The organism is Paraburkholderia sp. J8-2, assembly GCF_905220195.1.
Lineage (GTDB): Bacteria > Pseudomonadota > Gammaproteobacteria > Burkholderiales > Burkholderiaceae > Paraburkholderia.
Window position 1 is genome coordinate 28,141 of record NZ_CAJMZA010000016.1, and the last position, 26,031, is coordinate 54,171.

Here is a 26,031-nt window from a genome sequence, read left to right on the forward strand (position 1 = left end):
GCCAAGAAAGGAGCTTCAGTCTACTGATCGATACTGTCAGATTCTGGCAGTATGGTGCGGCTGGCGGCCTGATTGCGCTTGCGCCACTCACGAAGCAGTGTGGAGCGCCTCTTTGGGCAGCGCTCCTCCATCTGCTCGACGCTCAAGATCCGATCCGAACGGAAATTCCGAAAATCGGCTCGCATCTCGCACCACGCCATCAGGACTCGCGCCTGGTCGAAATACACCAGGGCAAAAGGCCAAACGATACGCCGGGAGTGAATGCCAGCGCCGTCCACGTAAGTTATTTCGAGCTTTCGTTCCGCACGGACCGCGGCACGCAAAAGGTCCGGCGAGATTATGTGGGCCGGTCTCGTCAACGGCGCGCCGACCAGCAGCGAAGATTCCTCCAGTTCGCGGCGCAATTCAGCGGGCAGTACAGCGGCTATCTTCGCAAGCGTGCTGACCGCGCCGGCCGATAGCGTCTTGTCGCCGCGATCGGCCACCCAGCGCATGCCGAGCACCAGGGCATCGAGTTCCTCCGAGCGGAACATGATGGGGGGAAGCATGAAGCCCGGTTTCATCACGTAGCCAATGCCGGGCTCCCCCTCGATCATGGCGCCTTGCGCCTGCAAACTGGCGATGTCCCGGTATAGCGTGCGGATGCTCACGCCGAGCTCGTCAGCGAGGGCCTGGCCGCTCACAGGGCGTCGATAACGACGTAACACTTGCAGGAGTTGAAGGAGACGTTCGGCACGGGACATAACTCAATCCGGATATCGATACTGAAGGAAATCGACGACGTGCCCCGTTACTGCAGACCGAATGTATGGGGTGCGCGTTCAATAAGCAATCGGCTCACGGCCCGCTGGCTTTAGCAGCGACAATGCGCGCGCCGACCCTCGAAAAACAGTCGGCAACAATCTCGAATGCCTGCTGCGCAGCGGGCACGAGCGTGCGCTCGGCGTGATGCACGATGCCGAGCGTCAGGTCCATGACCAATGGCGGATCGACGGCGAGCGCCACCGCATCGCCAGATTCCAGTTTCGAGACGATCGCGAGTTCGGTCAGGGCGACGATGGCGTCGCTCTTTTGCAGAATGCTGTGAACCGTGCCGACGTCGTCGGTCGTCACGGAGAAATAGTCGATGACAGGCGCATTCAGGCCATAGAGGTCGCCGAGGCGCCTGGCCAGCGAGGGTTCGACGTAACCGGCGGCAATGAGCGGATACGCGCGCATATCGTCGAAAGTCACCTTCCGGCGGCCCGCGAGCGGATGTCCGCGCCGGGCGAACCAGCCGAAGGTGCATGGGTACAACGCCATGACGCGCAAATCGGCGTGCTCGCGCGCAACGCGAATATCGCCGACAAAGAAGTCCAGGCGTTCGGCCAATAGCGCGGCCACCAGCCGTTCGGATGTTTCGATCACGCTATGCAATTTCACGCCGGGCGATGCGTTCATCAAGCCGAGCACGATGGGCTCGAGGAGAATGGGCGCGAGTGACGAACCCATTCCGAACGCGAGCGACCCCGATTCGCCCGACTGCATCAGCGCCAGCAGGCGCGCGCCTTCCTTTTCGTCGAGAATCATCCGCCGCGCGCGAGGCTCGTAGGCCTGTGCGTAGGGCGTCGGCCGCAGCCGGCGCTCGGTTCGGTCAAAGAGCGGCACGCCCAGCAGGTCTTCCATCGAACGGATGCTGCGGGAAAGCGCGGGCTGGCTCAAATGAACGGCTTCAGCCGCGGCCGCAAGCGAGCCGTGGTCGAGCAAGGCGAGAAAGTGCCGGATCTGGCGGGTGTTCATTTCGTGGGTTCACTTGCAGAAACTGCATTGTATCCCCCAGAAATACGCAATGTACACAAGTCGCAGCGCTGCTTAGACTGCGCGGGCATTGACTCACTCTTCACGCCCATGCCTCTCGATACGACCCCAAGCCAGCGCCGTCCTGTTGTCGGCATCATCTCCGACAGCATCGAGCACTACGGGCATCGCGGGCATTCCGTCCTGCACGGCTACGTGCGTGCCGTTGCCACGATCGCGCGCGCGTTGCCCGTGCTGTTGCCGGCCTGCACCGAGGCACTGGACGGCGAGACGCTGGCCGCGACGCTCGACGGCATCGTGCTGACCGGCAGCCCTTCCAATGTCGCCGCCGAGCGCTATGGCGCTTCGCCGCTGCCGGAAACGACACGGCAGGACCGCTGGCGCGATGCAGCCGTTCTCGACGTGTTGCCGGACCTGATCGCGGCCGGCATCCCGACGCTCGGCATTTGCCGTGGCTTGCAGGAGCTCAATGTCATGTACGGGGGCACACTCGAGGCCGCGGTGCACGCGCAGCCTGGCCGGCTCGATCATCGCGAAGGCGATCACGACCGGCCTATCGAACGCTGGTACGACGACAGCCACGCTGTGCGGATCATGCGCGGCGGTGTGCTCGACCAGATCGGCACGAACCCGGTGGAGCAGGTGAATTCGCTGCATCACCAGGGAGTCGACCGCCTGGGCGCTGGGCTGCGCCCGGAGGCCGTCGCAACCGACGGACTGATCGAGGCGTTCTCGATTGGCTGCGTGCCGCAGTTTGCGCTGGCAGTTCAGTGGCACCCCGAGATGCGCATCGACGACAGCCCGCTGTCGCTCGCCATTTTCGAAGCCTTTGGTGCCGCCTGCCGTTCGCGCCGTGACGCGCGCGCACACAATGCGCGCGTTTGACGTGCGCCCGCGAGACACAGCAACCCCCTCATCGAATCATGTCGAACACTCAATTTCGCGCCCTGTTCAGTCGCAACTACGCTGAAGCGCGCGACAAATTCCTCAATGCCGCCACCGCACGCGGCCTCGCCGTCGACTCGCATGTCCTGCCGCTCGAAGGCAAAGATGGAGAAGTGCTCGCGACCGATGTCGTGCTCGACGGTCCGCGCGAGGCTGCGAAACTCGTGATCCTCATTAGCGGCGTGCACGGCGTGGAAGGCTATTGCGGTTCCGCGATCCAGACCGGCGTGCTCGGTCTCGGGCGTGTCGCCGACGCCGACACTGCCGTGCTGCATATCCATGCCATCAACCCGTACGGCTTTTCGCATTCACGTCGCGCGACACACGAGAACGTCGATCTGAACCGCAACTTCGTCGACTTCAGCACCGCGCAGCCGGTGAACGAACGCTACGCGCAAATCCACGACCTGCTGCTGCCGGCCACGTGGCCGCCCGCTGACGACAACGAATCGACGCTCGACCTGTTGCGCAGGCAATGGGGTGCCCGCGGCTTTCAGCGTGCAGTCGGACTGGGTCAGTACGTTTTCGCGGACGGTCTTCACTACGGCGGCGCCGAACCGGCGTGGAGCAATCGCACGTTTCGCCGGATTCTTCGCGAGTACGCCCAGCGTTGCCTTCGCATCGGCTCGATCGACATTCATACGGGCCTCGGTCCCTATGGCCACGGCGAGCGGATTTTCGCCTGTCTCGATGAAGGCGGCGCGTTGGCGCGCGCGCGCCGGTGGTGGGGCGACGATGTGACCTCGGTGAATCAGGGCACGTCGACCAGCATTCCGATGACCGGCCCGATTCAGTACGGACAGTTCGAAGCGTGCCCGCAGGCCGAGCACACCAATATCTGCCTGGAGTTCGGTACGCATCCGCCTTCGCTCGTGCTGCCCGCCATGCGCGCCGAGCACTGGCTGCACCGAAGCGGCGGCGCCGACGTGGCGCAGGCCGCGTCGATTCGTCAGGCGCTCAAGGACGCGTTCTATCCGCAGGCCGACGACTGGCAAGCCGCGATCTGGCAGCAGGGGCGCGACGTATTTCTGCAGACCGTGCGCGGTTTGCAGGAGCCAGCGAACGCGACCGAGGCCGGTTGACGCGCCTGCGAACGAACCGCACCCGATAACGGAGACATCATGCGATCTACCCTTGTCGACGCACCCGGCAACTGCCAGGGCGTCCCAAACACAGCGCCGGCCGGAACCGTCAGCGGCCTGCGCCCGGTCATCAGCCGCAAGGCCGTTGCGGCAGCCGTGACCGGCAATGCGCTCGAATTCTACGACTTCGTGATTTACGCGTATTTTGCCGTCTATATCGGGCACGCTTTCTTTCCGGTCGGTGGCCAGTACGGGAGCCTGCTGCTTGCGGCGGCGACGTTCGGCGTGGGCTTTTTCACGCGCCCGCTAGGTGCGGTGCTGATCGGCGCTTTTGCCGATCGTGCGGGCCGCAAGCCCGCACTCATTCTCACGGTTGCGTTGATCACGGTCGGCACGCTGGGAATGGCCGCCACGCCGTCATATGCCAGCATCGGCATGGCGGCGCCGCTCATCGTGGTGCTGTGCCGGCTTCTGCAAGGCTTTGCGCTAGGCGGCGAGGTCGGTCCGGCGACGGCGCTTCTCATCGAAGCCGCGCCACCTGGGCGGCGTGCGCTCTATGCAAGCTGGCAACTCGCAAGCCAGGGCATTGCAGTCGCCGTGGGGGGCGTATTCGGTGTGTTGGTATCGATGACATTGCGTGCGGACCAACTGGCGGCATGGGGCTGGCGTATTCCGTTCATCGCGAGCCTGCTGCTCGTTCCAGTGGCTGTCTATATTCGCCGGAGTCTGCCCGAAACGCTCGAGGACAACGACGCTCGCACGGCGTCTGAGGTATTGGGCGGCGTCGTGCGTACGCATCGGCGCTACCTGGTGCTGGGCGTGTTGATGACGCTCTCGGGCGCGGTCTCCTCGCAGATCGGCAACTACATGACGACCTACGCCATCCAGACGCTGAAGCTGCCGCCAACGATCGCGCAGACGAGCGCACTGGTCGGCGGCCTGTTGACGTTTGCAGGCGGCCTGGCCGGCGGATGGCTGTGCGACATGCGCGGCCGCAAGATCGTGCTGATTGCACCGCGCGTGCTGCTGATGCTGTTGAGCGTGCCGATGTTCCTGTGGCTGCAGGCCGCGCCGGGCGCAACGAGCTTCCTGCTGGTGACGGTGATTCTCGCGTTGCTGACGGCCATGAGCGCAACGGCGGCGATGGTGGTCATGCCCGAATTGCTGCCCGCCAGCTTTCGCAGCACGGGTGTGTCGCTCGTCTACGCAATCGGCACGACGCTGTTCGGCGGCACCACGCAGTTCGCCGTGACGGCCTTGATTGCCTGGACCGGAAGCCCGATGGCGCCCGCGTGGTACATGGTGGCGACCAGTGTGCTGAGCCTTGCCGCCATGGCGATGCTTCCCGAAACACGCAACGTGGACGTGTCCAGATAGCGTTCGGCACCGTGCGCGGCAGTGCCCGCGCCCGGCCAGCTACTCACCGCACCTTCGCATCATGCCGGGCGTAAGCCTGGCAGGGGCGCTCGCGCGCCTGCATTTTCACCATAAAGACAATAGAACGAGACATGAAAAAGACCATGATCGCCGGCCTCGTGCTGGCCGGTATGCACGGTGCTGCGAACGCGCAGTCGAGCGTGACGATTTTCGGCAGCCTCGATACAGGGCTGACCTACGTGAGCAACGTCCACGGCAGTTCGTCTTTCGCCATGGCAGACGGCATCAACAAGAGCAACTCGCTAGGTTTCACGGGTGTCGAAGACCTGGGCGGCGGCAAGCATGCGCTATTCAAGCTGGAAAACGGCTATTCGGTGAACACGGGTACGTTGGGGCAAGGCGGACTGCTGTTCGGCAAGCAGGCTTATGTCGGCCTGGGCGATGCGTCGATTGGAGATGTGACGCTCGGGCGTCAATACGACTTCGCGTACTCCATGATCCGCTATTTGCCGTGCTTGTCGTGTGGCATCTACAGTGTTGAAAACGGCGACCTGGATCGCGTTTCCGGCGAGCGGTTGAACAACACGGTGCAATTCATGTCGCGCACGGTTGCGGGCTTTTCGGCCGGAGCGCAGTACAGCTTCGGCGCAAGTTCCGGTAACACCACGACAAACGCCGGTCGCGCGGTGAGTGCAACGGTGCAATACGCCGGCAGCGCCTTTGCCGCAGGCGCCTTCTACACCGATATCAATGGCGCCCCCGTCTATGTCGGCATGACTGGCGCGGCGGAAATCTTCGGGCGCCCGATCACGCCCGCTACCGCGTTGCTCGTCGACAAGCAGCGCATCTTCGGATTTGGTGCAACCTATACACCGGGTCAATGGCGGGTGTCAGCGGTCTATACCAATACCCATCTGGAACTTGGAAACGCCAGCGCACAGGATCAGGTGATTCACGTCGGCGGTGAGTATCGGCCCCGGCCCGATCTCGTGCTCGCTACCAAGCTCACGTACGACAAGCTCGATGCGTCGCATTGGCTCACGCTCTCATGCGGCGTGGACTATTTGCTCTCGAAGCGCACAGATGTCTACCTCGACGTGCATGCGCAGCGAGCATTCGGGGACAGCACCAAGGCATCGATCGCGCTGGCCGGCACTTCGTCGACAGACAGCCAATTCCTGTCGCGTGTGGGCATCAGGCATTTGTTCTAGCCGTTCTCGCGGGTACGGCCTGATTTTCGGGGGCGACGCTCTGGTCACACCCCGACGCCCAGCGGTGATCAGAGGTCTCCGCGCACTTCACCGGTGCCCAGCACGTTGCGCTGCCGGTTGACCTCCGCCCAAAGCGCATCGCTGTCGTCGTCGCGCAGCAGGACCATCCAGTCCAGTTGATCGTCGGTCACGCCGAAGTATTCCAGGATCTCCCTGCGAACGGCATCGACGAACTGCGCGTATTCCGGCGTTGCCTGGGCCTGCGCGTGCAAGGCGTCGTATGCCGCATCGTCCACGCCGCCGCCGTGCTCGTCGATGTAGTGCGAGATCCACTGGTCGCGTTCGCGGTCGTAGTCGGCCTCGGCGCGCATCGCCTGCACAGCCGTGTAGAAGTCCAGTTGGGCAAACGCGGCGATCGCCGCCGTTGTTGCCTCGTCGAATGGGGTTGTCATCGCATATCTCATGTGGGCCGTGGCACATTATCGCGCGGGCCGCGACTGGACGCCCGAGACGCCCTCACTTTCGCAACTGCGATGCCCGCGCAGGCGGCCTGCGGCGCGTTCGAACGCTGTCGATGCGGCAGCTGCCACACACCGCGTTCTGCCCGGGTACGCCCGCCTGGGGGCTTGCAGCGCTGGCGATAGAGGCGTAACGTTGTTGCAGGAGATGGCATTCTCCTGGAACCGCCCCGACGGGCTAATGATGCCTACCGGCCTGGGAACAGGCACTGTCGGTGCATGCGGTTTCTTCGCTGGCCCCACCTGTGTCTGTGCCGTCAAGACGGCATCTCCCGGTTCACATCGTCACAGCCCAACCTTCGTTGGGCCTGGGTTTCGTCGCGCTCTGCCAAAGGCGTGGCGACGAGGGACTGGAAATGGGATTTCACAGCATCCTGTTTGAGACACCCGAAGACGGGCCGCCTGCTGGCGAAGTGCACGAGCCGGAGTGCTTTGGCGACCTGAATCTCGACCAGATTGAGCTGAAGCTCACGCAAGGCTATGACGAGTACGACCTGAAGCCGTTCTTTCGTACAGCGCTCGATCGCGAGAGTGCAATACGGTACCGGCACGACGTGATGCGCGACCTCGGGAGCCACGAGATTTCCCGCTGTATTCACGCGTTTGCGCAGTCGATGCGCAAGATGCGCTCAGCGCTGGCACAGGCAGAGAAGCTTTACTATCCGCGACAAAAACAATGGTGGTTTCTCGAAGCTGCGTTCCGGTATTGCGATGCGCTTGGGACGTTAGAAGCCACGCTACATGAGACTCACCCGAAGTCGGCAGGCTTGCGCGAGTTCAGCGCGTGGCTTGCAGGGTATCTTCGTGGCGAGGACTTCATCGGACTCAGGCGAGATGTGGTGGACCTGCAGACGGCGCTGGAAGCCGTTAGATACGCGGTGCACATTCACGGCAACGCGGTGACCGTGCTGAATGACGACCGCGAGAGCGATTACAGCGCATACGTCGTGGCTATTTTCGAGCGATTCAAGCAGGGTGAGGTCAAGGACCACAGTGTCGAGGTTAAGGAATGGCCGGAAATGAATCACGTCGAGGCACAGATACTGGACTACGTCGCCAGGCTCCAGCCTCAACCATTTGCGATGCTCGCCAGCTTCCAGCTCAATCACACTGACTTCCTTGACGCCACCATCGCCTCATTCGACCGCGAGGCGCAGTTCTACATCGCGTACGACGCCTATATTCAGAATTGCCGGGAGCAAGGTCTTCCATTCTGCTTCCCGGTGGTTTCGTCGTCGAGCAAGGCCGAACGTTGTCACGATACGTTCGACCTCGCGCTCGCGCACAAGCTGTGTGCAGACAAGCTTCCAGTCGTGCGCAACGACTTCTGGCTGGAGCGTGCTGAGCGCATTATTGTTGTCTCGGGTCCCAACAACGGCGGCAAGACGACTTTCGCCAGAGCGTTCGGGCAACTTCACTACCTCACGAGGCTGGGTTGCCCGGTGCCTGGCAGTGAGGCGCGCCTGTATCTCTGCGATCAGCTCTTTGCACATTTTGAGCGCGAAGAGAATACGAAGGACATGCGCGGCAAATTGCAGGATGACCTCATGCGCATGCACGCCATCCTGGCGCGAGCCACGCCCCGCAGCGTCATCGTGATGAACGAGATTTTCAGTTCCACGACGCTTGCCGATGCGCTATTTCTCTGCCGCCGGATCGTCAACCGGATTATGGAACGCGACGCGCTTTGCGTATGCGTGACCTTTGTCGAAGAGTTGGCCCGGCTCGGCGCGCAGACAGTGAGCATGGTCAGTGAAATCTGCCCGTCCAATCCGGCGCAGCGAACGTTCCGTATTCGCCGAAAGCCCGCCGATGGACGCGCATACGCCGTCTCTGTGGCCGAGCAGTACGGGCTCACCTATGAACGCCTGAAGGAGCGCCTTGCATCATGAAAGCATGGTTGCTCTATGCTCAGCGCGATTTCGACTGGCATCGCGGTGAACAATGGAACGAAACCACGCTCACGCGGGATCTCGAACTCGTCACTGTTTTTGCGGCGATGGGGGCGGGCGACGAATTTCTCGAGGGTGTGGCGAAGAAGGTCGTGACCGTCAGTCTGGATGAGCTTGGCGACATTCTTTATCGACAGGCCGTGCTCAGGGATTGTCTCAGCCACGAGGCCGTTATACGGCGGCTCTATGCGATTGCCGTGGAGGCGCAAGAGACAGAGCGCAAGAGCTTCTACTGGGGATTGACGGCTTCGGCGAGCAGCGTCCTGCACTCGGCCCGAGACCTCGTGCAGGCGTATTTCGCTTCGTTGGTGAAGTTGCGCCAGCTCGCGGACGATGAAACGTCGTCATTCGAATCGGCCGGGTTCAGACGGTTCTTCGCGATGGTGCGCGAAGCGTTGCCGGACGACTATTTCGCGGCTGTTAAGCATTGCCTGAGGGAACTCAGGTTCAACCGCGGTGTGCTGATGAGTGCGCAACCAGGTCGTGGCAACAAGGGCACCCGCTACGTTTTACGCAGACCCCACGAGTCGGACCCGAATCTGATTCGCCGTCTATTCGCAAGGCGGCCACGCTCATACACGTTCCGCATTGCCGAGCGAGATGAGAACGGCGCCCGTGCGGTCGCCGAACTTGAAGCGCGCGGCATCAACCACGTTGCAAACGCGCTTGCCCAGTCCGCTGATCACATCAAGCGCTTCTTCGCGATGTTGCGCGCGGAGCTTGGCCTCTATCTGGGTTTCATGAATTTGCGCAACAGACTGGCAAAGCGAGGTTTGCCAGTCTGTTTTCCTGTGCCTTTTCCGGTTGAGCAGCGCAGGCACAGCTTCTCAGGGCTGTACGACATCAGTCTCGCACTGCGTATGGAGCACGCACCGGTGGGCAACGACGTCGACGCGAACGGCAAGGATGCTATGGTCGTGACCGGCGCGAACCAGGGCGGGAAATCGACTTTTTTGCGTAGTATTGGAATCGCACAAGTACTGCTCCAGGCGGGCGGCATCGTCGGCGCCTCGGCATTTGAAGCAAACGTCGCGACCGGGATCTTCACGCACTACAAGCGGGAGGAAGATGTCACGATGCAAAGCGGAAAATTCGACGAAGAGTTAAGACGCATGAGCGAGGTCGTTGACCATATCCGGCCTCACGCGCTCTTCCTGTCAAACGAGTCGTTTGCATCGACCAACGAACGTGAGGGCTCGGAAGTCGGTAGAGCGATTATCGACGCTCTGCTCGAGGCGCGCGTAAAGATATGCCTTGTCACGCATCTGTTCACGTTGGCAAAGGGTCTCGCTACTGAATGCGCGTTTCCCGCAGTCTTTCTGCGGGCCGAACGCCGGGAAGACGGCGAGCGCACGTTCCGCCTGATTCAGGGAGAGCCGCTGCAAACGAGTTTCGGGCAGGACTTGTACCGCGCCTTATTCGAGGAAGACGCCATGGAGTCAGACGATGCTGGGCATAGGCAGGAGCGTTCGCCACGCGTTAAGGCTTGACCCCAGGGCAGCAGCCAGCGGGGCGTCGTCGCTTCTCTGGCTTTTGGCCCGGCACAGTTCATTAACTTGATCAGGAGGTGTTTATGCAAGGTAGTCAACTGACCATCTATGCGGCTAATCAGAGTCATCGCGTCCGGCACCTTTCGGTCGTTGACTGGATACTTGAGGAAGCCAGGCATGCGGACATTCATGGCGCCACGGTGGTCGAGGTAGCCGAAGGTGTAGACCACAAGGGAAAATATCATGCGGCTCGCTTTTTCGAGCTTGCGGAACAGTCGGTCGCCGTCACCCTTATCGCCGGAGATGCGCAGATTGACAACCTGCTCGACAAGCTCAACGGCGGCGGTGTTCCCCTCTTTTATACGCGTACGCGAATCGAATACGCCACGCTTGGAACGAAAGCTGCGGACTGAGGACAGAACACGCTGAGCTTGTGCCCTATGTCGCGCGCGTGCGCTGCAATGCAGCACATGTCGGCGCCAGACCCTTGCACTAGAATGGATTGAAGGTCCTTCGGTGCCGGGTCGGCACCGAAGGACCTTCCGGCTGCAGCTTCTGCTCAGCGGTCTCCCGCGCGTGGAGGAGGGCATGAACGGCTTTCAGCTTACGTTTTACACCGAACATGACCGCCATCACGGACATCGGACGGTGTGCGAATGGCTGCTTCACGAAGCGGGCCGCCTGGGAATCCACGGCGTCACAGTGATCAACTGCGCGGAGGGGACTGGGCATGCCGGCGCACATCATGGGGCGCATCTGCTGAATCTCGCTGACCAACCGGTGCAGGTTATTCTCGCCGTCACGGAAGACGAGGCGCAGCGCATGCTCGACGCCGTTGAAGCTGAGCACGTTCACGTCTTCTACACGCGGTTTCCCGTCGAGTTTGGGGTGCTCGGTGCGGACTCGCAGCAGGCAGGGAAAGCGCGCTTTTCCCTATTCGGTCATAAGCCGAAATAGTCACTTCACAACATGCGCCGCCAGGTCTTCGTACTGCGAATCTGCGGCGGCGGCGCCGGCGTGCTATTCACGCGCGTGTGAACTATTCTGAAGTGGTGACTAGCGGCTGGTTTTCTTCTACGCATTCGACAGGAGGTGTGCCATGTCGATGTCGACCACTCTGCAGGAACGCCTGCGCAGCAAGGGCTCACGCTACGAAATCGTGCGCCACCCATACAGTCATTCGAGCATGGAAAGCGCTGCGGCAGCGCACATTCCCGGCGACCGCCTTGCAAAAACCGTACTGCTCGAAGACGAGCACGGCTATGTGGCCGTCGTACTGCCCTCGACCTATGCCGTGCAATTGTCGGAGCTTTGGAACAAGACAGGCCGCAGGCTCGCCCTCGCGACAGAAGCCGATCTGCGCGAGCTGTTCAAGGACTGCGATGCTGGGGCGCTGCCGCCAATCTGCGGGGCGTATGGCATGAAAACCTATCTCGAAGCGAACCTGGCGGGGCAGCCGGACATCTACTTCGAGGCGGGCGATCACGAAGAGCTGGTCCATATGGAGGCGGACGAGTTTCTGGCGCTGATGGACGACGCGGAGCGTGCCCATTTTGCAAGGCGCATGCGAGGCATGAGTGGCCGCGCGTGAGTGAGCGGTGCGGGGCCGCCGCGCATTGAAAGTCGACGTAGCGGTAAAACTCCCACGTTCGCGTGCAGATCTTGCGCGACGAATGGGCGTGCTCGTGCTCGTACGAATGGGCGGCAGGACGCCAGGGCGCGGCGGCGATACCCGCGGCATCGAAGGAACGCACGGCGGCGACTCAAGGAGCGAACGATGAAGTTCTATGCGCGTGAGTACGAAGGGCGTCTGGAGGTGTTCAGCTTCGATGGCGTTTATCGAATCCGTATCACCCAGTTGTGCGGCGCGGCACAAAAAGCGTTCGTGGATACCGTCCAGCTATGGATCAACGATGGCGTATCGGCAGACGAAGCCATTGCGCGAGAGGCAGAGTCGCTGGCCCGTTTAATTAAGGAATACTAGAAAATCCGGCGTTCGGCGAAGCCGCGACGTGCTCACCCGCCCCGTAGGAGAACCCGGATGGCCTCGCCCGAAGAGATCAACGCCGACATGCTTGCCTTCTGGAACGGGAACGGCGGCGACATCTGGGTGGCGCGACAGGCGCACACCGACATCACGCTCGCGCCGGTGACAAACGCCTTGCTTGCCTTTGCCGCACCGCATGCCGGAGAGCGGGTGGTGGATATCGGCTGCGGTTGTGGCGCGCCCACACTGGAGTTCGCGCGCGCCGTGGGTTCGGCCGGCCGCGTGGCGGGGCTGGACATTTCCGGGCCAATGCTTGCTGAGGGTAAAAGGCGCGCGAGCGCCGCCGGCATCGCCAATGTCGATTGGCGGCACACGGATCCGGCAACGGCCGCGCTGGACGAATACGATTTGCTGATTTCCGCGTTTGGCGTGATGTTCTTCGGCGACCGGGTGGCGGCATTTGCCAATATGCGCCGGGCCGCCGCGCCGGACGCGCGCATGGCGCTCGTGTGCTGGCGCGCGCTGGCCGAAAACCCGTGGATGGAAGTGCCGATGACCGCGGCTGCGCGGCACCTGCCGCCGAGGCCGCAGCCGGTGCCCAACGCGCCCGGAATGTTCGCCTTCGCCGATCGGAACCACGTGACCGAGGTTGCCACGGCGGCCGGCTGGGCGCCACCGCACTTCGAGAAGCTCGACATGGACCTCGATATCGCCGCTGGCCGTGGGCTGGAGGAGGCGGTGGTTCAGTCAACCCAGATCGGCGCGGTGAATAGTTGGTTGCGCAATCAGCCAGCGGAGATTATCTCTGCCGCCACCGCATCGGTTCGCGAGGCGCTTGCGCCCTATGCGGACGGTGCGAGAGTGCGGTTGCCCGGCGCGATGTGGTTAATCAGCAGCACGCCCGCTTGAATGAGCGTTGGCCAGCTGCCGTACCGATCAGGCTGTGCCCCTTTCAGCGCGCGGCAAGATGCCATCCTCGACGAAAAAACGCCGACGCGCCGTTTCGTCCGACGGAGCCTCGGGCCCCATCCCTCTGATATCGGGCATGCGATCGGGCTCCATCGCGAGACAGGGCAGAACACGGGCGCGGCGCTCATCAGCGATCTTTCCGCGTTCGTACAGCAGTTGGGCGAGCCAATCGTGCACACGGTGCAGCGCGCCGTAGTACCGGTCGTGCTCAAAAGCATATGCGTGCGCAGCGGCTTCCCAGTCATCACCCGCAAGCAAACGGTGAAGCAGCACCCTGACGTCACGCAGCGTCAACGACAGCCCTCCTCCCCACGCCGGGTCACTGGCCGCCGCGGCGTCCCCAATCAGCACCACGCCGCCGTTGCAGGGATGATCGACCCAGCTATCGGCACCGGGATATGACGCAAGCGGGCCAATGACGCGCGCGTGTTCGAACCAGTCGCGCGGCACGCTCGTGTCGACACACGCATCGACGAATTCGCCGATGTGGCCGTTTCCGCTGATGGGCCGCGCAAGCTGCCCGACCCGTGAGACAAAATACGTGCGAAATCGCTGACGGCCGATTGGATAGATCAGTGCGGACTGTCCCAATGCCGGGCACTGGAAGTGGTGGATCGCGTCTTCTGGAGCATCCAGCCCTTCACACAAAACCCCGGCAACAACCAGTCGTCCGGCGTCCTGATTAAGCGAAAAGCCCGCGGTCCGGCGCACTACCGACCTGCGACCGTCAGCGCCCACGACGAGGCGCGCTTTCGCCCAATGTTTGCCTTCGTTCGTGCGTATCTCGGCAACCGGCGCCTTGCCCGGCACATCACCGGGTTCGACGCCTACCACCTCGGCTCCACGCAGCACAATTGCCCCCGATGCTTCTGCCGCGTCCAGCAGGGTGCGCTGCATCGCCGGGTGAAAAAAGTTCAGACACGCAGTGTGTGCGGGGGTAGTGGCGGCAAGGTCCCGGCAATCCATATGACCCGGTCCCGTGTATTTCTTCCAGAAGGGCACCACGTGCGCCCCATCGTCGAGAAGCAGGCGTTCAATCCCGAGCGTACTGGCTTCGACCACGCCCCACGGGAAGATGCCTTCGCCACGCACGCGGTCCTTGAACAACGTTTCGCGCTCGACAATGAGCGTGTGCGCCCCGGCGCCCGCCAGTGCGCGGCCAAGCGCGGCGCCGCCAAGGCCGCCGCCCGCGATCACGACGTCGTAGCTGCACGGTGTCATCTGTAGACCTCCGCCGCGAATGACGTTAGTAAACCGGCATCGAATGAACAGGCGCCAGTGCACCTGGTCGCGCATTCGTCCATCGCCATTATGCAGCTTGCATGCTTTGACAGACCACAATTCGGTGAGCTGTCAACTCGCACTCGAACTTGCGAGCGGTGCAGGTCGCGCGCTGGCCGCGAGGCTGTTTGCCTGCGCGAGAGCGCCCGGTCGTAACAGACAGCCACGATTTCGGCAAAAAGACAGCCTAGGTGAGAGTATTCAGGATGCCGAAGAAGCAGTTCCGGCAGCGTGATGAGCCGATGCGGACTCCGGCGGACGCGCTGTAATTGGTTGTCGTTCCTGGACAACTATCTGCCTTATTCTGGAATGCCGCCAGGTCCGTAGTCGATAACCTCGTTACAGGCGACTTCGGAGAATAAGTATGCAAGCGCAGTTTTTGATCGGCGTCGCGGCCGCCGTTTTTGCAGCCTTCTCGTGGTCACTGAATTTCGTGGCCCCGTATGTCGTTGGCCCCTACACCATTTACGACATGGCCGTGACACGCTTCCTGCTCTCAGGAATTTTGGGCCTGCTGTTGTTCGTGGCGGTGAAGGACCGGGGCGCACGCACGGCCACAGGTGACTGGCTGGTCGCCGCGTGGCTCGGTTTCGTCGGGTATGTTGGCTATTTCGTGACCATCATGGCAGCTGTACGGTTCGCCGGCCCGATTATCCCGCCCGCCATCGTCGCAACTGTGCCCGTGGTGTTGGCCATCGCCGGCAGCCAGGGCCCACAAGCCACGTCGTGGAGAGTGTTGAGCCTGCCGCTAGGCTTCATAGCGTTGGGGCTGGTAATGGTGAACTGGCCCGGGCTCATCGCGGCACTCAACGGCTTGTCGGCAAGCGTGATCGCCGGAGTCGCGATTTCATTCGGGGCAGTCTCGCTGTGGACAGCGTTCGCACTGTCGAATCGGAACGCACTCAAAAAACGCCCGACGATGGACCCGCGCAAATGGACAGCGATGATGATGATCGGTGGCGCAATCGAAATCGCGTTATTCGTTCCTGTGGCCACGCATCTTTCACTACTGAACTTCGCCAGCCTCGGATTGCAATGGCCGTCGTTCGGGATCATCCTCCTCAGCTCCCTGGTGCTCGCCGCGGTGGGGTCGATTGCCGGTTCGTGGGCATGGACGATTGCGTCAAAGCGGCTTCCGATTGGGCTCGCGGGTCAGCTTATCGTCACGGAAACCGTGTTCGCCACGTCGTTCGGTCTGGTGGCGAGTCGCCGATGGCCGACGTTCAACGAGGCAGTCGGCGTCGGAGCCATTGTCTGCGGGGTCGTCCTCGCGCTTAAAGTTCTGCCTTCGTCGGCGGTCGAGGCGCAGGAGGTCGTCACTTAGATCGATACCTCACGCGCATGCGACCTGCGCATGGCTACAACCGGCGTTGTGCTAAGGTTCATATGACGTTTTCCGTGGGTTCGCCAGTGCGGCGCCGATGTGCCGCAAGGAGACCGAATATGGTTTGCCTGAGCATTGAGGGGCGCGAGCTGGAAGCGCCGGCCACCTGCTCGATCCTGCAGGCCTTTGTGCATGCTGGCCAGACGCTCGTCGAAGGCGTCGGTTGCATGGGGCAAGGTGTGTGCGGGTCCTGTCGCGTCATGGTTCGGCGCAGCGGTGAGCCGGAGGTCAAGACCGTACTCGCGTGCGAGACGCTGGTCGAAGAAGGCATGCAGGTCGCATTCCTCGATTACCTGACGACGCCTGCGCGCCACGTGTATCGCATGGAGGACCTCGGCGATAGCTGGCAGGCGCTACGCACCATGTCCGAAATATTCCCGGAAGCGTCCCATTGCCGCCATTGCAGCGGCTGTGACCGCGCCTGTCCGAAAGGCCTCGAAGTCCAGCGTGGTGTGAACCTGGCGGTGGAGGGCAGGCTCGACGCATCCAGTCAGGTTTTCGACGAATGCGTCATGTGCAACCTCTGCACGCTCGCTTGTCCCGAGCACATTCGGCCCAACCATCTCGGCCTGTTCGTGAGACGCATGATTGCGGCTCACTCGCTGCGTCCGGCCAATCTTATCCGCAGGCTGCAGCAGATCGAACGCGGCGAAATGAAGATCGACTTCGACGCACCAGGCGCGCAGCCGCCACGTTGACCGCTCCCTACGAACATGTCTATCGGCATCCCTTACGAAAACGCGCTTCTGCGCTACCGCGCCGGCGTTGCGCCCGTGCTGCGTGCGGACGGCCAAGCCGTCGACGATCTCCTCAAGGGCTATCACCCCGACCACGGGCCGAATGCGCGCGTGGCCCTGGCCGTTGGTGTGAACCGGGGCGAGTCCTGCCAGCCGGATCTCGCGCGCCAGTTGCAGGCCAACGCGTTGATCGACGACGTCGACCTGGCCGGCGCGCAGCTCGTGCATACCGACGTGCTGGTCGTCGGCGGCGGTGGCGCAGGGTGCGCTGCGGCGCTCACCGCGGCGAAAGAGGGCGCGCAGGTCATGCTTGCCTGCAAGCTGCGCCTGGGCGACAGCAACACCGTGATGGCGGAGGGGGGAATCCAGGCGGCCGTGGGGGAGGACGACAGCCCCCAGCTGCACTTCGAAGACACATTGCGTGCCGGCCACTTCTGCGGCGACCCTGAGCTCGTCGCGCAAATGGTGATGGACGGCCCCGATGTGATTCGCTGGCTCATCCAGCTCGGCATGATGTTCGATCTCGAGGACGACCGGCCGATCGGCGGCAACCTGTTGCGCAAGAAGCCCGGTGGCGCCTCGGCGGCGCGCATTCTCTCGTATCGGGACTACACCGGGCTCGAGATGATGCGCGTGCTGCGCGAGGCCGTCGACCTCGATGCCGGCATCGAGGTCTGGAACCGCTGCCCGGTGGTCGAACTGCTCTCGGACGAGCGCGGAAACTGCGCGGGCGCCGTGCTCTACAACCTCGAATGGCGGACCTTCGTGCTGGTGCGAGCCCGTGCCGTGATTCTCGCCACGGGCGGAGCGGGGCGGCTGCATTTGAATGCCTTTCCCACCTCCAACCACTACGGCGCAACTGCCGACGGCCTCGTCCTGGCGTATCGAATCGGCGCGCGGCTGCGTGAGCTCGACTCGTTCCAGTATCACCCAACCGGGGTGGCCTGGCCGCCCCACATGGCGGGCGGCCTGATCTCGGAGGCGGCGCGCTCCGCAGGGGCGAAGCTGATCAACGGCGAAGGCGAACGTTTCGTCGACGAGCTCAAGGCGCGGGACGTGGTGGCGTCGGCAATCCTGCGCGAATGCGCGCAAGGGCGCGGCATCACGCACGACGGTCAGGTCGGGGTGTTCCTCGACACGCCGACGCTCGAAATGGAGAATCCGGGCATTCTGGCGCAACGTCTCGTCACGTTGCGCCACCTTGCGCACAAGTGCGGTATCGATCCGGCACGGCAGCCGTTTCTTGTTTATCCCACACTTCACTATCAGAACGGCGGCGTCGCAGTGGACAAGCATGGTGCGACGAGCGTGCCCGGCCTGTACTGCGCGGGAGAGGTCACAGGAGGGATCCACGGGCGCAACCGGCTGATGGGCAATGCCCTGCTCGACATTCTGAGCATGGGCCGCCGGGCTGGGGCGAGAGCGGCAGCGTCGAAGGCGCGCACGATGGCCAGTCGCGCGGGCATCGGGCACGTTCACGCGTGGCAGCGCGAACTCACTTTGGCTGGATTGCCGTTGCACATGAGGGCGCCGCAGCTCTTCCCCGACTACGCGCATTTCGATTTGCAGGCCGACGCCAGCCTGCGCCCGGATGCACGCGCACGCGCGGCCCGCAGCATCCGGTAACGCGATCCACGGAGCGCCAATGGACAAGCTCAATCAGATTCTGTTGCGCGATGAGATCCGCGTAGGCGCGAATCTCGATGGCTGGCTCGCGCGCGGCGGCGGTGAAGGACTCGAGAGGGCGCTGCAAGACCCAGAAGCGATCATTGCGGAGATTGCCGCGGCGGATTTGCGCGGCATGGGCGGCGCGGGATTCCCGACGCATCGAAAATGGACGCCGGTTGCCGCTGCCCCAGAAGGGGACAAGTACATCATCTGCAATGGCAACGAAGACGAGCCCGGCACCTTCAAGGACCGCTTTCTGCTGGAACATACGCCTCACCAGGTGATAGAAGGCGCGCTCATCGCCGCACTCGCCACGCGCGCCAACCACGTCGTGCTTTATGTGAACCCGCATGAGCAACAGGCACTCGCGGTCACGCGCGAAGCCGTGCGGCAGTGGCGCGAGCATCCTCTATTCACGGCGATCGAACAGGTGATCGGAAGGACCGTCTCGCTTTGCGTTCTCCCCAGTTCGGGGCTGTACATAGGGGGAGAGGAAACGGCGGTCATTGCCAGTGTGGAGGGCGGCTTTCCGTTTCCACGGCGCAAACCCCCATTCCCCGCACAACAGGGCGTACATGGCGCACCGACCATCGTCAACAACACGGAGACGCTGGCTCACGTACCGGGAATATTGCGCCATGGCGCACAGTGGTATCGGGACCTGGGCGTTGGCGATGCCGCGGGAACCAAGCTTTACTCGCTCTCGGGCGACGTCTTGCGTCCCGGTCTGTACGAACTGCCGATGGGCACGAGCCTCGCGACGCTCGTCTTCGAGTGCGGCGGCGGCATGCTGCAGGACAAGGAGTTCAAGGCGGTCTTCACCGGCGGCCCCTCCAACACCCTGCTGACGAAACGCGAACTCGATGTTGCGCTCGACTTCGACTCGGTCCGGCAACGCCGCTCGCGTCTTGGCACGGGCGCGATGATCGTCGTTTCGGAAGGCACCAGCATCGTGCGCAAGGTCGCGGAGTACGTGAGCTTTTTCGCCCAGGGCTCGTGTGGGCAGTGTCCGCCGTGCAAGGGCGGGACGTTTCAGTTGATGCGGCTTCTCAACCGGCTCGACACGGGCCGCGGCGTACGCGCCGATCTCGATTCGCTGGAGAACCTGTGCCGCATTCTTCCGGGCAGCGGACGTTGCGGCCTCATCGACGGCGCGGTGACTGTCGTGGAAAGCTCGCTCAACCAGTTCCGCGAAGAATACGAAGCACTTCTAATCTAGCTGGCCTAGCTCACGAAAGGCAGCTTTTCATCGCGTGCGGTTGCGAGCATGGACAGCGTGATCTTTCGCACCTCCAGCTTGCTTTGCGTGATGTGAGCGCGCAGCAGGATGCTCGCTTCGGCAAACTTCCTGCGATCGATGAGATTGAGCATCGTCGAATGCTCGTCGTAGGTCGCGCTCGTGCGATGCGCCTTGAGAAAATCGAGTCTTCGCACGATGCGGATACGTTCGGTCACCTCGTTATGCACGCGCAGCATCTCGTCGTTGCCCGCTGCGCTCACGAGGCCGCGATGAAAGCCCTCGTCCAGTGCGAACATGGCAGCCGGATCGCTTTTGCGTTCGCTTTCCTCGATGCACCACACGGCCCGCAGCGCGTCCATGGCGTGGTGGGGGACGCCGGGGAGCCGCTCGATCGCCGCCAGCTCGAGCACGATGCGCAGGTCGTAGAGCTGGTCGAGCCGGTTGAAGTCGATATCGCAGACTTTCCAGCCACGCCGGAATCCCACCTCGAGATACCCTTCGCGCAGCAGGCGGAACAGCGCGTCGCGCACCGGCGTGCGCGACACGCCGTAATGCTGGGCGATGTCGTTTTCGGAAAAGCGGTCGCCGGGAAACAGGCGGAAGTTGAAGATGTCCTGCTTGATCAGCTGATACACCTGTTCCGCAAGCGGGTTCGCGCTATAGACCATCTTCGCGCCAGATGCTGGGGAGGCCTCGGCGGCCGCTTCGGGCAAGTCGTTCATGAGTCGGGTGTAGAAAACGTCGATAGTTTTGCAGCGCGCCCGTGTAATGCGGGCGCCGAAAGCCGGTTCCTTATTATCCGCGCTTAGACAGGTTCGATGAGGCTCACGTGCGCCGCCACGATCATCCAGCCGCCGAACGTATCGTCCTGCTTGTGCAGCCGCGCCCACGTCTGCATCTGGCGGCCTGTCAACGGCGTTGCGTCGCTCGTGAACTCCGTGCTCACCGTCGCATAGTCGGCGCCGAAAGTCGTCACCACGGTGCGATGCAGGCGTCTCGAGCGTGGCACGGGCACACAGGTCTCCCGCCAGCGGCGGATCGCCTCGCCGCCGTGCTGAATTTCGGCGATGCCGTAGCGTACGGTTTCCGGTGCGTCCCAGAAGAGTGCGTTCATCGTTTCGACGTCGTTGTCGACAAGCGCGCGCTCGTAAGCCTCGAAAGCCGCTTGCACCTGCGCGACAATTTCGGGCCGGTTCAGTTCGAGCGTCATCGGGCTGCCTCCAGCAGGGCGTCGAGCGGCGCCGTCCAGCCGACGATACCGCCCTGCGAATGAATCATCGCAATCGTGGCCTCGCGAAACGCGGGAATGTAGCTCGCCGTTGCATCCTCGATCAGCAGGCATTCATAGCCTCGGTCGTTGGCTTCGCGCATCGAGGTTTGCACGCAGACCTCGGTTGTCACGCCCGCGAACACGAGGTGCGTGATGTCCCGCATCGCCAGTTCCTCGCCCAGGCGCGTGGCGTAAAAAGCGCCTTTGCCAGGCTTGTCGATGACGAGTTCGCCATCGAGTGGCCTCAGCGAATCGATGATTGCGTTGCCGGGCTCGCCGCGCACCAGGATGCGGCCCATCGGCCCTTCGTCGCCAATGCGCGCATTCGGCGTGCCGCGCAGGCGTTTGGCCGGTGGGCAATCGGACAGGTCGGGTGCGTGCGATTCACGCGTGTGTACCACCTGCCAGCCCTCGGAACGTGCGTGGGCGAGCAGCCGCGCGACCGTCGGCACGATGCCGGAAAGCAGCGACACGTCGTTGCCGAGCGCCTCGCCAAAGCCGCCTGGCTCGATGAAATCGCGCTGCATGTCGATGACGATGAGCGCCGTGTGGCGCGCGTCGAACGTGAACGGAACGGGCTTGGCCCGGGCGATGGTTGTCATCGCTGTCCTTCTCCCTTTGTGCTGTGTGTCGTTCGAGTGTCGGCTCAGGCGCTTGCATGCAGCACGGTCGCCTCGTCCGGCTGCGGCTTGCCTTCGTCGCCATGGCCTGCCATGTGACGTCCAAGCACCACGCGATCCGCAACGCTCGCCGCCGTCTCGTACACGAGGCGGCCTTCGGCCATCACGACAATGCGGTCGGCGAGTTCCAGGAGTTCGTCGAGGTCTTCGCTCACGAGCAGGACCGCCGCGCCGGCATCGCGAGCCGCGAGAATCCGGGCATGGATATCGGCCACAGAGGCGAAGTCGAGTCCGAACACCGGATTGGCGACGATCAGCACGTTCACTTCCTGACCTAGCTCGCGTGCCAGTACGGCGCGCTGCACATTGCCGCCGGAAAGCGTGCCGATGGCGCGTTCGGGCAGCGGCGGCCGCACGTTGAATTCGGCGATCAGCCGCTCGGCGCGCGCACGCATCGCACGACGGTCAAGCCACCATCCCCAGCGCCGCAGCGGCGAGCGATCGAAATCGCGCAGCGCCATGTTCTCCGCCACGCTCATCCCCGCGACGCAGGCGTTGCGCAGCGGCTCCTCGGGAAGCGCGAACACCCGCAGCCGGGTCATTTCCTCGCGTGTCGCGGCATAGGGCGCGCCCTCTACACGCATCTCGCCCGAGACCACCTTGCGCTGGCCAACGAGCGCTTCGATCAGCTCCTTCTGGCCGTTTCCGGAGACGCCCGCGAGCCCGAGAATCTCTCCCGCCCGCACCGAGATCGAGGCTTCGCGGACTGCGGCGTGGCCGCGGTCGTCTAGGACCGAAAGGCTCGATAGCGAGAGCTGTACCGGGGCGTCAGGCGAGTGAGTCCGGCGCGCAAGCCGCGCCTCGCCAGCGTCTTCGGCGGCCCCTTCGCGCGCTTCGAGGCTCGCGTCGCTGCCCATCATCCAGGCAGCCAACTGGTCGCGGTTGGTGTTGGCAACGGCGCAGGTCGCGACGAAGCGTCCTTTGCGCAGCACGGTCACGTTGTCTGCATAGGCCATCACCTCGCGGAACTTGTGCGTGATCATCAGTACCGTGAGGTCGCCGCACGAGGCGAGCTTGCGCATGAGGCCGAGCACTTCGTCCGCTTCCTGAGGGGTGAGCACGGACGTCGGCTCGTCGAGGATCAGGAAACGCTGTTCCAGATACAGCTGCTTGAGGATCTCGAGTTTCTGTTTCTCACCGGCCGCGAGGGACGACACGGGCGCGTCCAGCGCCAGGCGAAACGGCATGCGCCGCATGAACGCGTCGAGTGCCTTGCGCTGCGCCGCCCAGTCGATCTTCCACGGCAGCTTGCCGCGCGCGAGGAGCAGGTTCTCCTCGACGCTCAGCCCGGCCGCCAGCGTGAAATGCTGGTAGACCATGCCGATGCCGAGCGCCTGGGCATCGCGCGGGGACGTAATGTGCACCTCGCGTCCGTCGGCCAGGATCGCGCCGTGATCGAGCACGCCGTAGCCCACGAGCCCTTTCACGAGCGTGCTCTTGCCCGCACCGTTTTCCCCGAGCAGGGCGTGGACGGTCCCGGGCGTCACCTTGATCGTGACGTCGTCGAGTGCGCGGAATGCACCGAATGACTTGGTAGCGCCGATGACCTCGACGCCAAGCGCTCGCGCCGGGCTCGCCATGATCAGCGCTCCAGGGCAGCGACGAGCGCCGCCGAATCGGAGACCGTGCCGAACACGCCTCCCTGCATCAGCACCATGTTGAGCGCCGCGTCGTGATTGCGCTTGTCGGTCGCCCCGCAGCAGTCTGCGAGCAGGGTGCATTCGAAACCGCGGTCATTCGCTTCGCGCATGGTCGTGTGGACGCACACGTCGGTGGTGATACCGGTGAGCACGAGGTTGGCAATGCCGCGCGTGTGCAGGATCAGCTCCAGGTCCGTCGCGCAGAACGAGCCCTTGCCTGGCTTGTCGATGACGATCTCACCGGGCAGTGGCGCCAGCTCGCCGATGATCTCCCAGCCAGGCTCCCCGCGCACGAGAATGCGCCCGCACGGTCCGATGTCGCCGATGCCCACGCCATTCGTGCCCGCCTGGCGGCTGCGCCAGCGCTTGTTCGCGGGCAGATCGGACAGATCCGGGCGATGCCCTTCGCGCGTATGGATGATCGTGAAGCCCAGTTCGCGCATGAGGCCCAATACGCGCTTGATCGGCTCGATCGGAGCGCGGGTGAGCGAGAGGTCGTAGCCCATCTTGTCCACATAACCGCCGTAGCCGCAAAAGTCGGTCTGCATGTCGATGATGACGAGCGCCGTGTTGTCCGGGCGCAGGTCGCCGTTGTAGGGCCAGGGGTAAGGACGCGCTTCGATGTACTGGGTCATTTTCGTTCTCCGGGCGTGCGCTTTCGGGCGCACGCGATTCTCGATTCGGGTCGGCCGTTCAGGCGGCGTTCACGCTCAGCGCGTGAGGCTCAGTTCGCCCGGCGCGCCGGTCAGCGTGCGATCGGGCCGGCAGTTGACGATCATGAGCGCGAGCGTCAGCACGTAAGGCGCGGCGTTGAAGAGGTAGTAGCCGGTCGTCACGCCGATTGCCTGCAGGGCCGGGCCAAGCGCGCCGGCGGCGCCGAACAGCAGCGCCGCCCAGAGACAGCGCAGCGGCTGCCAGCGCGCGAAGATCACGAGTGCGACGGCCATGAGGCCCTGCCCGCTCGACAGTCCCTCGTTCCAGCTGCCGGGATAGACGAGCGAGAGATAGGCGCCGCCCACGCCCGCGAAGAGGCCGCCCACCGCCGTCGCCAGCACGCGCACGCGCGTGACCGGGTAGCCCATGGCGCGGGCGCTCTCGGCGTTCTCGCCCACGAGCCGCAGCGTCATGCCCCAGCGCATCGAGCGAAGGCCCCACTGCAGCGCGACCGCAAGCACGACGCCGATCACGAACAGCAGGTTGATGTGCAGCGCGTTGTGCACCTGCGGCGAGGCCGCCCACGCGCCGAGATCGATCGACGGGAGCATCGGCGCCTGCGGCTCGATAAACGGCTTGCCGAGATAGAACGCGAGGCCGGTGCCGAACAGCATGAGCGCGATGCCGAATGCGATATCGGACACCCGCGGCAGCGAGCAGACGAGACCGTGCAGGCAGCCGAGCACGAGACCGGCCGCCGCCGCCGCGAGCACGCCGATCCACGGCGAGCCCGAGAGATACGAGCCCGCATACCCGCACATGGCGCCGGAGACGAGAATCCCTTCGAGGCCGAGATTCACGCGTCCGCCTTTCTCGGTCAGGCACTCGCCGAGGCTCACGAACAGATAGGGCGTGCTCACGCGAATGGCACCCGCGAACAGCGAGAGCAGCAACACCGCGACAGGCGAGTGGAGGCTAGACATGATGAGTACGCTCCAGCGAGACGGAAGAGGCGTCGAGCGCGGCGGCCTGCAGCTTCACGCGCCAGGCGGCGAGGCGAGGCGCGAGCGCCTCCCACGCGAGCAGGTTGGCGAACAGCAGGCCCTGCAGCACGAGCGTGGCGGCGTCGGGCAGGTCGAGGCGGCGTTGCAGCAGACTGCCGCTCGCCTCGATGCCGCCGACCATCAGCGCGCACACGATCACGGCGAACGGGTTCTGCCGCGCCGCGAACGCGACCAGGATGCCTGCGTAGCCGTAGCCGGAAAGCAGCGACGCATTCGCGCTGCCTTGCACGGCCGCGACTTCGAACATCCCGGCAAGTCCTGCCGATGCCCCGCCGAGCGCACAGGCGGCGAGCGCGAGTCCGCCCACGGGCAAACCAACAAGGCGCGCCGCGCGCACGTTGCCGCCCGTTATGCGCATCGCAAAGCCGAGCGTGCTGTGACGCACGAGCACCCAGGCGGCGAGACACGCGAGCGCGCCCCAGAAGAGCCCCCAGTGCACGTCAAGACCCGGCAGCGAGCCGATGGTCATGGCGTCGGGGATGGGAAGCGTCGACGGCTTGTTGAGGCTCGCGGGATCGCGCAGCGGCCCTTCGACCAGAAACTTGAAAACCGCGATGGCGATATACGACATCAGCAGGCTGCTGATGGTCTCATTGACGCCGCGCGATTGACGCATCGCGCCTACCGCACTGATCCACAAACCGCCCGCGAGCATGCCGGCGATGGCCATCAAGGGCGTGGCGATGAACCAGGGCGTCGCGTGCGGCAGGCATGGCGGCACGACGGCCGCCGCGAGCCCGCCGAGCGCGAGCGCACCTTCGCCGCCGATCACGATCAGGCCGACCTGGGCGGGCAGCGCGACGCACAGGGCAGTCAGCATGAGCGGCGCGGCGCGCAGCAAGGTGTTCTGCCAAGCGAACGACGAGCCGAAAGCGCCCTGGACAATGAGGTCAAGGGCCTCGACGGCCGGCTGCCCCTGGACGAGCAGGAACGCGCCGAACAGCACCAGCGTGGCGGCGATCGCGCATAGCGTCGGCAACGCAGGCAGTACGGCAAGCACCAGACGCGCAATGCCAGCGGGCAGTCGCGGCCGCCCGTGAACCGGCGAAAGGGAAGTGGACATCACGACTCCTGGTGAGGACGCA

Annotated in this window: 26 protein-coding genes and 1 riboswitch; of the genes, 15 read left to right on the forward strand and 11 right to left on the reverse strand. The window is 63.7% G+C overall.

Annotated elements, in window-relative coordinates; genetic code table 11:
• Positions 1-20: 20 nt before the first annotated feature.
• On the reverse strand, positions 21-743 hold the full coding sequence (locus U5A52_RS27665; protein WP_321936912.1) for a YafY family protein: 723 nt from the start codon (positions 741-743) through the stop codon (positions 21-23).
• A gap of 94 nt (positions 744-837) precedes the next feature.
• Positions 838-1,779 (reverse strand): LysR family transcriptional regulator, encoded by a 942-nt coding sequence (locus tag U5A52_RS27670; protein ID WP_321913229.1) that lies wholly within the window; start codon positions 1,777-1,779, stop codon positions 838-840.
• Here U5A52_RS27670 and U5A52_RS27675 point away from each other — a divergent pair.
• The 4 genes from U5A52_RS27675 (at position 1,735) to U5A52_RS27690 (ending at position 6,412) form a co-directional block, all read left to right on the forward strand.
• A complete protein-coding gene (locus U5A52_RS27675) occupies positions 1,735-2,682 on the forward strand; it encodes a gamma-glutamyl-gamma-aminobutyrate hydrolase family protein (protein ID WP_321936914.1) in 948 nt (315 codons plus the stop codon). The genes U5A52_RS27670 and U5A52_RS27675 overlap by 45 nt on opposite strands.
• 38 nt (positions 2,683-2,720) lie before the next feature.
• Positions 2,721-3,824 (forward strand): M14 family metallopeptidase, encoded by a 1,104-nt coding sequence (locus U5A52_RS27680; protein ID WP_321913231.1) that lies wholly within the window; start codon positions 2,721-2,723, stop codon positions 3,822-3,824.
• Positions 3,825-3,863: 39 nt separating this feature from the next.
• Complete coding sequence (locus tag U5A52_RS27685) at positions 3,864-5,201, forward strand: MFS transporter (protein WP_321913232.1); 1,338 nt, start codon at positions 3,864-3,866, stop codon at positions 5,199-5,201.
• A 131-nt stretch (positions 5,202-5,332) separates the two neighbouring features.
• Positions 5,333-6,412, forward strand: coding sequence for a porin (locus tag U5A52_RS27690; protein WP_321936916.1), 1,080 nt, complete (start codon positions 5,333-5,335; stop codon positions 6,410-6,412).
• 68 nt (positions 6,413-6,480) lie between these two features.
• On the opposite strand, the gene U5A52_RS27695 is transcribed toward U5A52_RS27690, so the two are convergent.
• A complete protein-coding gene (locus tag U5A52_RS27695) occupies positions 6,481-6,864 on the reverse strand; it encodes an ATP-dependent protease (RefSeq protein ID WP_321913234.1) in 384 nt (127 codons plus the stop codon).
• A gap of 201 nt (positions 6,865-7,065) precedes the next feature.
• Positions 7,066-7,128: riboswitch (Fluoride riboswitch) on the forward strand.
• Positions 7,129-7,286: 158 nt separating this feature from the next.
• Here U5A52_RS27695 and U5A52_RS27700 point away from each other — a divergent pair.
• From U5A52_RS27700 to U5A52_RS27730, 7 genes are all read left to right on the forward strand, one after another.
• Positions 7,287-8,822 carry a MutS-related protein gene (locus U5A52_RS27700; RefSeq protein WP_321936917.1) on the forward strand — a complete coding sequence of 512 codons (1,536 nt, stop codon included), beginning with the start codon at positions 7,287-7,289 and terminating at the stop codon, positions 8,820-8,822.
• Complete coding sequence (locus U5A52_RS27705) at positions 8,819-10,372, forward strand: MutS-related protein (RefSeq protein WP_321936919.1); 1,554 nt, start codon at positions 8,819-8,821, stop codon at positions 10,370-10,372. The genes U5A52_RS27700 and U5A52_RS27705 overlap by 4 nt, the downstream gene beginning before the upstream one ends.
• 83 nt (positions 10,373-10,455) lie before the next feature.
• Positions 10,456-10,785 (forward strand): DUF190 domain-containing protein, encoded by a 330-nt coding sequence (locus U5A52_RS27710; protein ID WP_321936921.1) that lies wholly within the window; start codon positions 10,456-10,458, stop codon positions 10,783-10,785.
• Between the two features lie 175 nt (positions 10,786-10,960).
• Positions 10,961-11,329, forward strand: a complete 369-nt coding sequence (locus tag U5A52_RS27715; RefSeq protein WP_321913238.1) for a DUF190 domain-containing protein — start codon at positions 10,961-10,963, stop codon at positions 11,327-11,329.
• 142 nt (positions 11,330-11,471) lie between these two features.
• Positions 11,472-11,963: a YbaK/EbsC family protein gene (locus U5A52_RS27720; protein WP_321913239.1), complete on the forward strand. Its 492-nt coding sequence runs from the start codon at positions 11,472-11,474 to the stop codon at positions 11,961-11,963.
• Between the two features lie 186 nt (positions 11,964-12,149).
• Positions 12,150-12,356 carry a hypothetical protein gene (locus U5A52_RS27725; RefSeq protein WP_321913240.1) on the forward strand — a complete coding sequence of 69 codons (207 nt, stop codon included), beginning with the start codon at positions 12,150-12,152 and terminating at the stop codon, positions 12,354-12,356.
• A 57-nt stretch (positions 12,357-12,413) separates the two neighbouring features.
• Positions 12,414-13,268: a class I SAM-dependent methyltransferase gene (locus U5A52_RS27730; protein ID WP_321936924.1), complete on the forward strand. Its 855-nt coding sequence runs from the start codon at positions 12,414-12,416 to the stop codon at positions 13,266-13,268.
• A gap of 27 nt (positions 13,269-13,295) precedes the next feature.
• Here the strand turns inward: U5A52_RS27730 and U5A52_RS27735 are convergent, their stop codons facing one another.
• The gene (locus tag U5A52_RS27735) at positions 13,296-14,624 is read right to left on the reverse strand and encodes an FAD-dependent oxidoreductase (RefSeq protein ID WP_321936926.1); all 1,329 of its coding nucleotides are present in this window, start codon (positions 14,622-14,624) and stop codon (positions 13,296-13,298) included.
• A gap of 349 nt (positions 14,625-14,973) precedes the next feature.
• Between U5A52_RS27735 and U5A52_RS27740 the strand changes: the two genes are divergently transcribed.
• The 4 genes from U5A52_RS27740 (at position 14,974) to U5A52_RS27755 (ending at position 19,617) form a co-directional block, all read left to right on the forward strand.
• Entirely contained in the window at positions 14,974-15,933 is a 960-nt protein-coding gene (locus U5A52_RS27740) for a DMT family transporter (protein WP_321936927.1), read from the forward strand.
• A 119-nt stretch (positions 15,934-16,052) separates the two neighbouring features.
• Positions 16,053-16,691, forward strand: a complete 639-nt coding sequence (locus U5A52_RS27745) for a 4Fe-4S dicluster domain-containing protein (protein ID WP_321913244.1) — start codon at positions 16,053-16,055, stop codon at positions 16,689-16,691.
• Positions 16,692-16,706: 15 nt separating this feature from the next.
• Positions 16,707-18,356 carry an FAD-dependent oxidoreductase gene (locus U5A52_RS27750; protein WP_321913245.1) on the forward strand — a complete coding sequence of 550 codons (1,650 nt, stop codon included), beginning with the start codon at positions 16,707-16,709 and terminating at the stop codon, positions 18,354-18,356.
• Between the two features lie 19 nt (positions 18,357-18,375).
• Complete coding sequence (locus U5A52_RS27755) at positions 18,376-19,617, forward strand: NADH-quinone oxidoreductase subunit F (RefSeq protein ID WP_321936929.1); 1,242 nt, start codon at positions 18,376-18,378, stop codon at positions 19,615-19,617.
• Positions 19,618-19,622: 5 nt separating this feature from the next.
• On the opposite strand, the gene U5A52_RS27760 is transcribed toward U5A52_RS27755, so the two are convergent.
• The 7 genes from U5A52_RS27760 to U5A52_RS27790 form a co-directional block, all read right to left on the reverse strand.
• On the reverse strand, positions 19,623-20,360 hold the full coding sequence (locus U5A52_RS27760) for a GntR family transcriptional regulator (RefSeq protein WP_415764028.1): 738 nt from the start codon (positions 20,358-20,360) through the stop codon (positions 19,623-19,625).
• Between the two features lie 83 nt (positions 20,361-20,443).
• On the reverse strand, positions 20,444-20,848 hold the full coding sequence (gene hpxZ / locus U5A52_RS27765) for an oxalurate catabolism protein HpxZ (RefSeq protein WP_321936930.1): 405 nt from the start codon (positions 20,846-20,848) through the stop codon (positions 20,444-20,446).
• Positions 20,845-21,510: an isochorismatase family cysteine hydrolase gene (locus U5A52_RS27770; protein WP_321913248.1), complete on the reverse strand. Its 666-nt coding sequence runs from the start codon at positions 21,508-21,510 to the stop codon at positions 20,845-20,847. The genes hpxZ and U5A52_RS27770 overlap by 4 nt, the downstream gene beginning before the upstream one ends.
• A 44-nt stretch (positions 21,511-21,554) precedes the next feature.
• The gene (locus tag U5A52_RS27775) at positions 21,555-23,168 is read right to left on the reverse strand and encodes an ABC transporter ATP-binding protein (RefSeq protein ID WP_321936931.1); all 1,614 of its coding nucleotides are present in this window, start codon (positions 23,166-23,168) and stop codon (positions 21,555-21,557) included.
• A 2-nt stretch (positions 23,169-23,170) separates the two neighbouring features.
• A complete protein-coding gene (locus tag U5A52_RS27780) occupies positions 23,171-23,863 on the reverse strand; it encodes an isochorismatase family cysteine hydrolase (RefSeq protein WP_321913250.1) in 693 nt (230 codons plus the stop codon).
• Positions 23,864-23,938: 75 nt separating this feature from the next.
• Complete coding sequence (locus U5A52_RS27785; RefSeq protein ID WP_321913251.1) at positions 23,939-24,865, reverse strand: ABC transporter permease; 927 nt, start codon at positions 24,863-24,865, stop codon at positions 23,939-23,941.
• On the reverse strand, positions 24,858-26,009 hold the full coding sequence (locus U5A52_RS27790) for an ABC transporter permease (protein WP_321936932.1): 1,152 nt from the start codon (positions 26,007-26,009) through the stop codon (positions 24,858-24,860). The genes U5A52_RS27785 and U5A52_RS27790 overlap by 8 nt, the downstream gene beginning before the upstream one ends.
• Between the last annotated feature and the right edge of the window lie 22 nt (positions 26,010-26,031).

Excerpts from the sequence above, each read along its gene's own strand:
- U5A52_RS27665 (WP_321936912.1), bottom strand. The coding sequence starts at position 743 with ATGTCCCGTGCCGAACGTCTCCTTCAACTCCTGCAAGTGTTACGTCGT.
- U5A52_RS27670 (WP_321913229.1), bottom strand. The coding sequence starts at position 1,779 with ATGAACACCCGCCAGATCCGGCACTTTCTCGCCTTGCTCGACCACGGC.
- U5A52_RS27680 (WP_321913231.1), top strand. The coding sequence starts at position 2,721 with ATGTCGAACACTCAATTTCGCGCCCTGTTCAGTCGCAACTACGCTGAA.
- U5A52_RS27685 (WP_321913232.1), top strand. The coding sequence starts at position 3,864 with ATGCGATCTACCCTTGTCGACGCACCCGGCAACTGCCAGGGCGTCCCA.
- U5A52_RS27690 (WP_321936916.1), top strand. The coding sequence starts at position 5,333 with ATGAAAAAGACCATGATCGCCGGCCTCGTGCTGGCCGGTATGCACGGT.
- U5A52_RS27695 (WP_321913234.1), bottom strand. The coding sequence starts at position 6,864 with ATGACAACCCCATTCGACGAGGCAACAACGGCGGCGATCGCCGCGTTT.
- U5A52_RS27700 (WP_321936917.1), top strand. The coding sequence starts at position 7,287 with ATGGGATTTCACAGCATCCTGTTTGAGACACCCGAAGACGGGCCGCCT.
- U5A52_RS27705 (WP_321936919.1), top strand. The coding sequence starts at position 8,819 with ATGAAAGCATGGTTGCTCTATGCTCAGCGCGATTTCGACTGGCATCGC.
- U5A52_RS27710 (WP_321936921.1), top strand. The coding sequence starts at position 10,456 with ATGCAAGGTAGTCAACTGACCATCTATGCGGCTAATCAGAGTCATCGC.
- U5A52_RS27715 (WP_321913238.1), top strand. The coding sequence starts at position 10,961 with ATGAACGGCTTTCAGCTTACGTTTTACACCGAACATGACCGCCATCAC.
- U5A52_RS27720 (WP_321913239.1), top strand. The coding sequence starts at position 11,472 with ATGTCGATGTCGACCACTCTGCAGGAACGCCTGCGCAGCAAGGGCTCA.
- U5A52_RS27725 (WP_321913240.1), top strand. The coding sequence starts at position 12,150 with ATGAAGTTCTATGCGCGTGAGTACGAAGGGCGTCTGGAGGTGTTCAGC.
- U5A52_RS27730 (WP_321936924.1), top strand. The coding sequence starts at position 12,414 with ATGGCCTCGCCCGAAGAGATCAACGCCGACATGCTTGCCTTCTGGAAC.
- U5A52_RS27735 (WP_321936926.1), bottom strand. The coding sequence starts at position 14,624 with ATGCGCGACCAGGTGCACTGGCGCCTGTTCATTCGATGCCGGTTTACT.
- U5A52_RS27740 (WP_321936927.1), top strand. The coding sequence starts at position 14,974 with ATGCAAGCGCAGTTTTTGATCGGCGTCGCGGCCGCCGTTTTTGCAGCC.
- U5A52_RS27745 (WP_321913244.1), top strand. The coding sequence starts at position 16,053 with ATGGTTTGCCTGAGCATTGAGGGGCGCGAGCTGGAAGCGCCGGCCACC.
- U5A52_RS27750 (WP_321913245.1), top strand. The coding sequence starts at position 16,707 with ATGTCTATCGGCATCCCTTACGAAAACGCGCTTCTGCGCTACCGCGCC.
- U5A52_RS27755 (WP_321936929.1), top strand. The coding sequence starts at position 18,376 with ATGGACAAGCTCAATCAGATTCTGTTGCGCGATGAGATCCGCGTAGGC.
- U5A52_RS27760 (WP_415764028.1), bottom strand. The coding sequence starts at position 20,360 with ATGAACGACTTGCCCGAAGCGGCCGCCGAGGCCTCCCCAGCATCTGGC.
- hpxZ (WP_321936930.1), bottom strand. The coding sequence starts at position 20,848 with ATGACGCTCGAACTGAACCGGCCCGAAATTGTCGCGCAGGTGCAAGCG.
- U5A52_RS27770 (WP_321913248.1), bottom strand. The coding sequence starts at position 21,510 with ATGACAACCATCGCCCGGGCCAAGCCCGTTCCGTTCACGTTCGACGCG.
- U5A52_RS27775 (WP_321936931.1), bottom strand. The coding sequence starts at position 23,168 with ATGGCGAGCCCGGCGCGAGCGCTTGGCGTCGAGGTCATCGGCGCTACC.
- U5A52_RS27780 (WP_321913250.1), bottom strand. The coding sequence starts at position 23,863 with ATGACCCAGTACATCGAAGCGCGTCCTTACCCCTGGCCCTACAACGGC.
- U5A52_RS27785 (WP_321913251.1), bottom strand. The coding sequence starts at position 24,865 with ATGTCTAGCCTCCACTCGCCTGTCGCGGTGTTGCTGCTCTCGCTGTTC.
- U5A52_RS27790 (WP_321936932.1), bottom strand. The coding sequence starts at position 26,009 with ATGTCCACTTCCCTTTCGCCGGTTCACGGGCGGCCGCGACTGCCCGCT.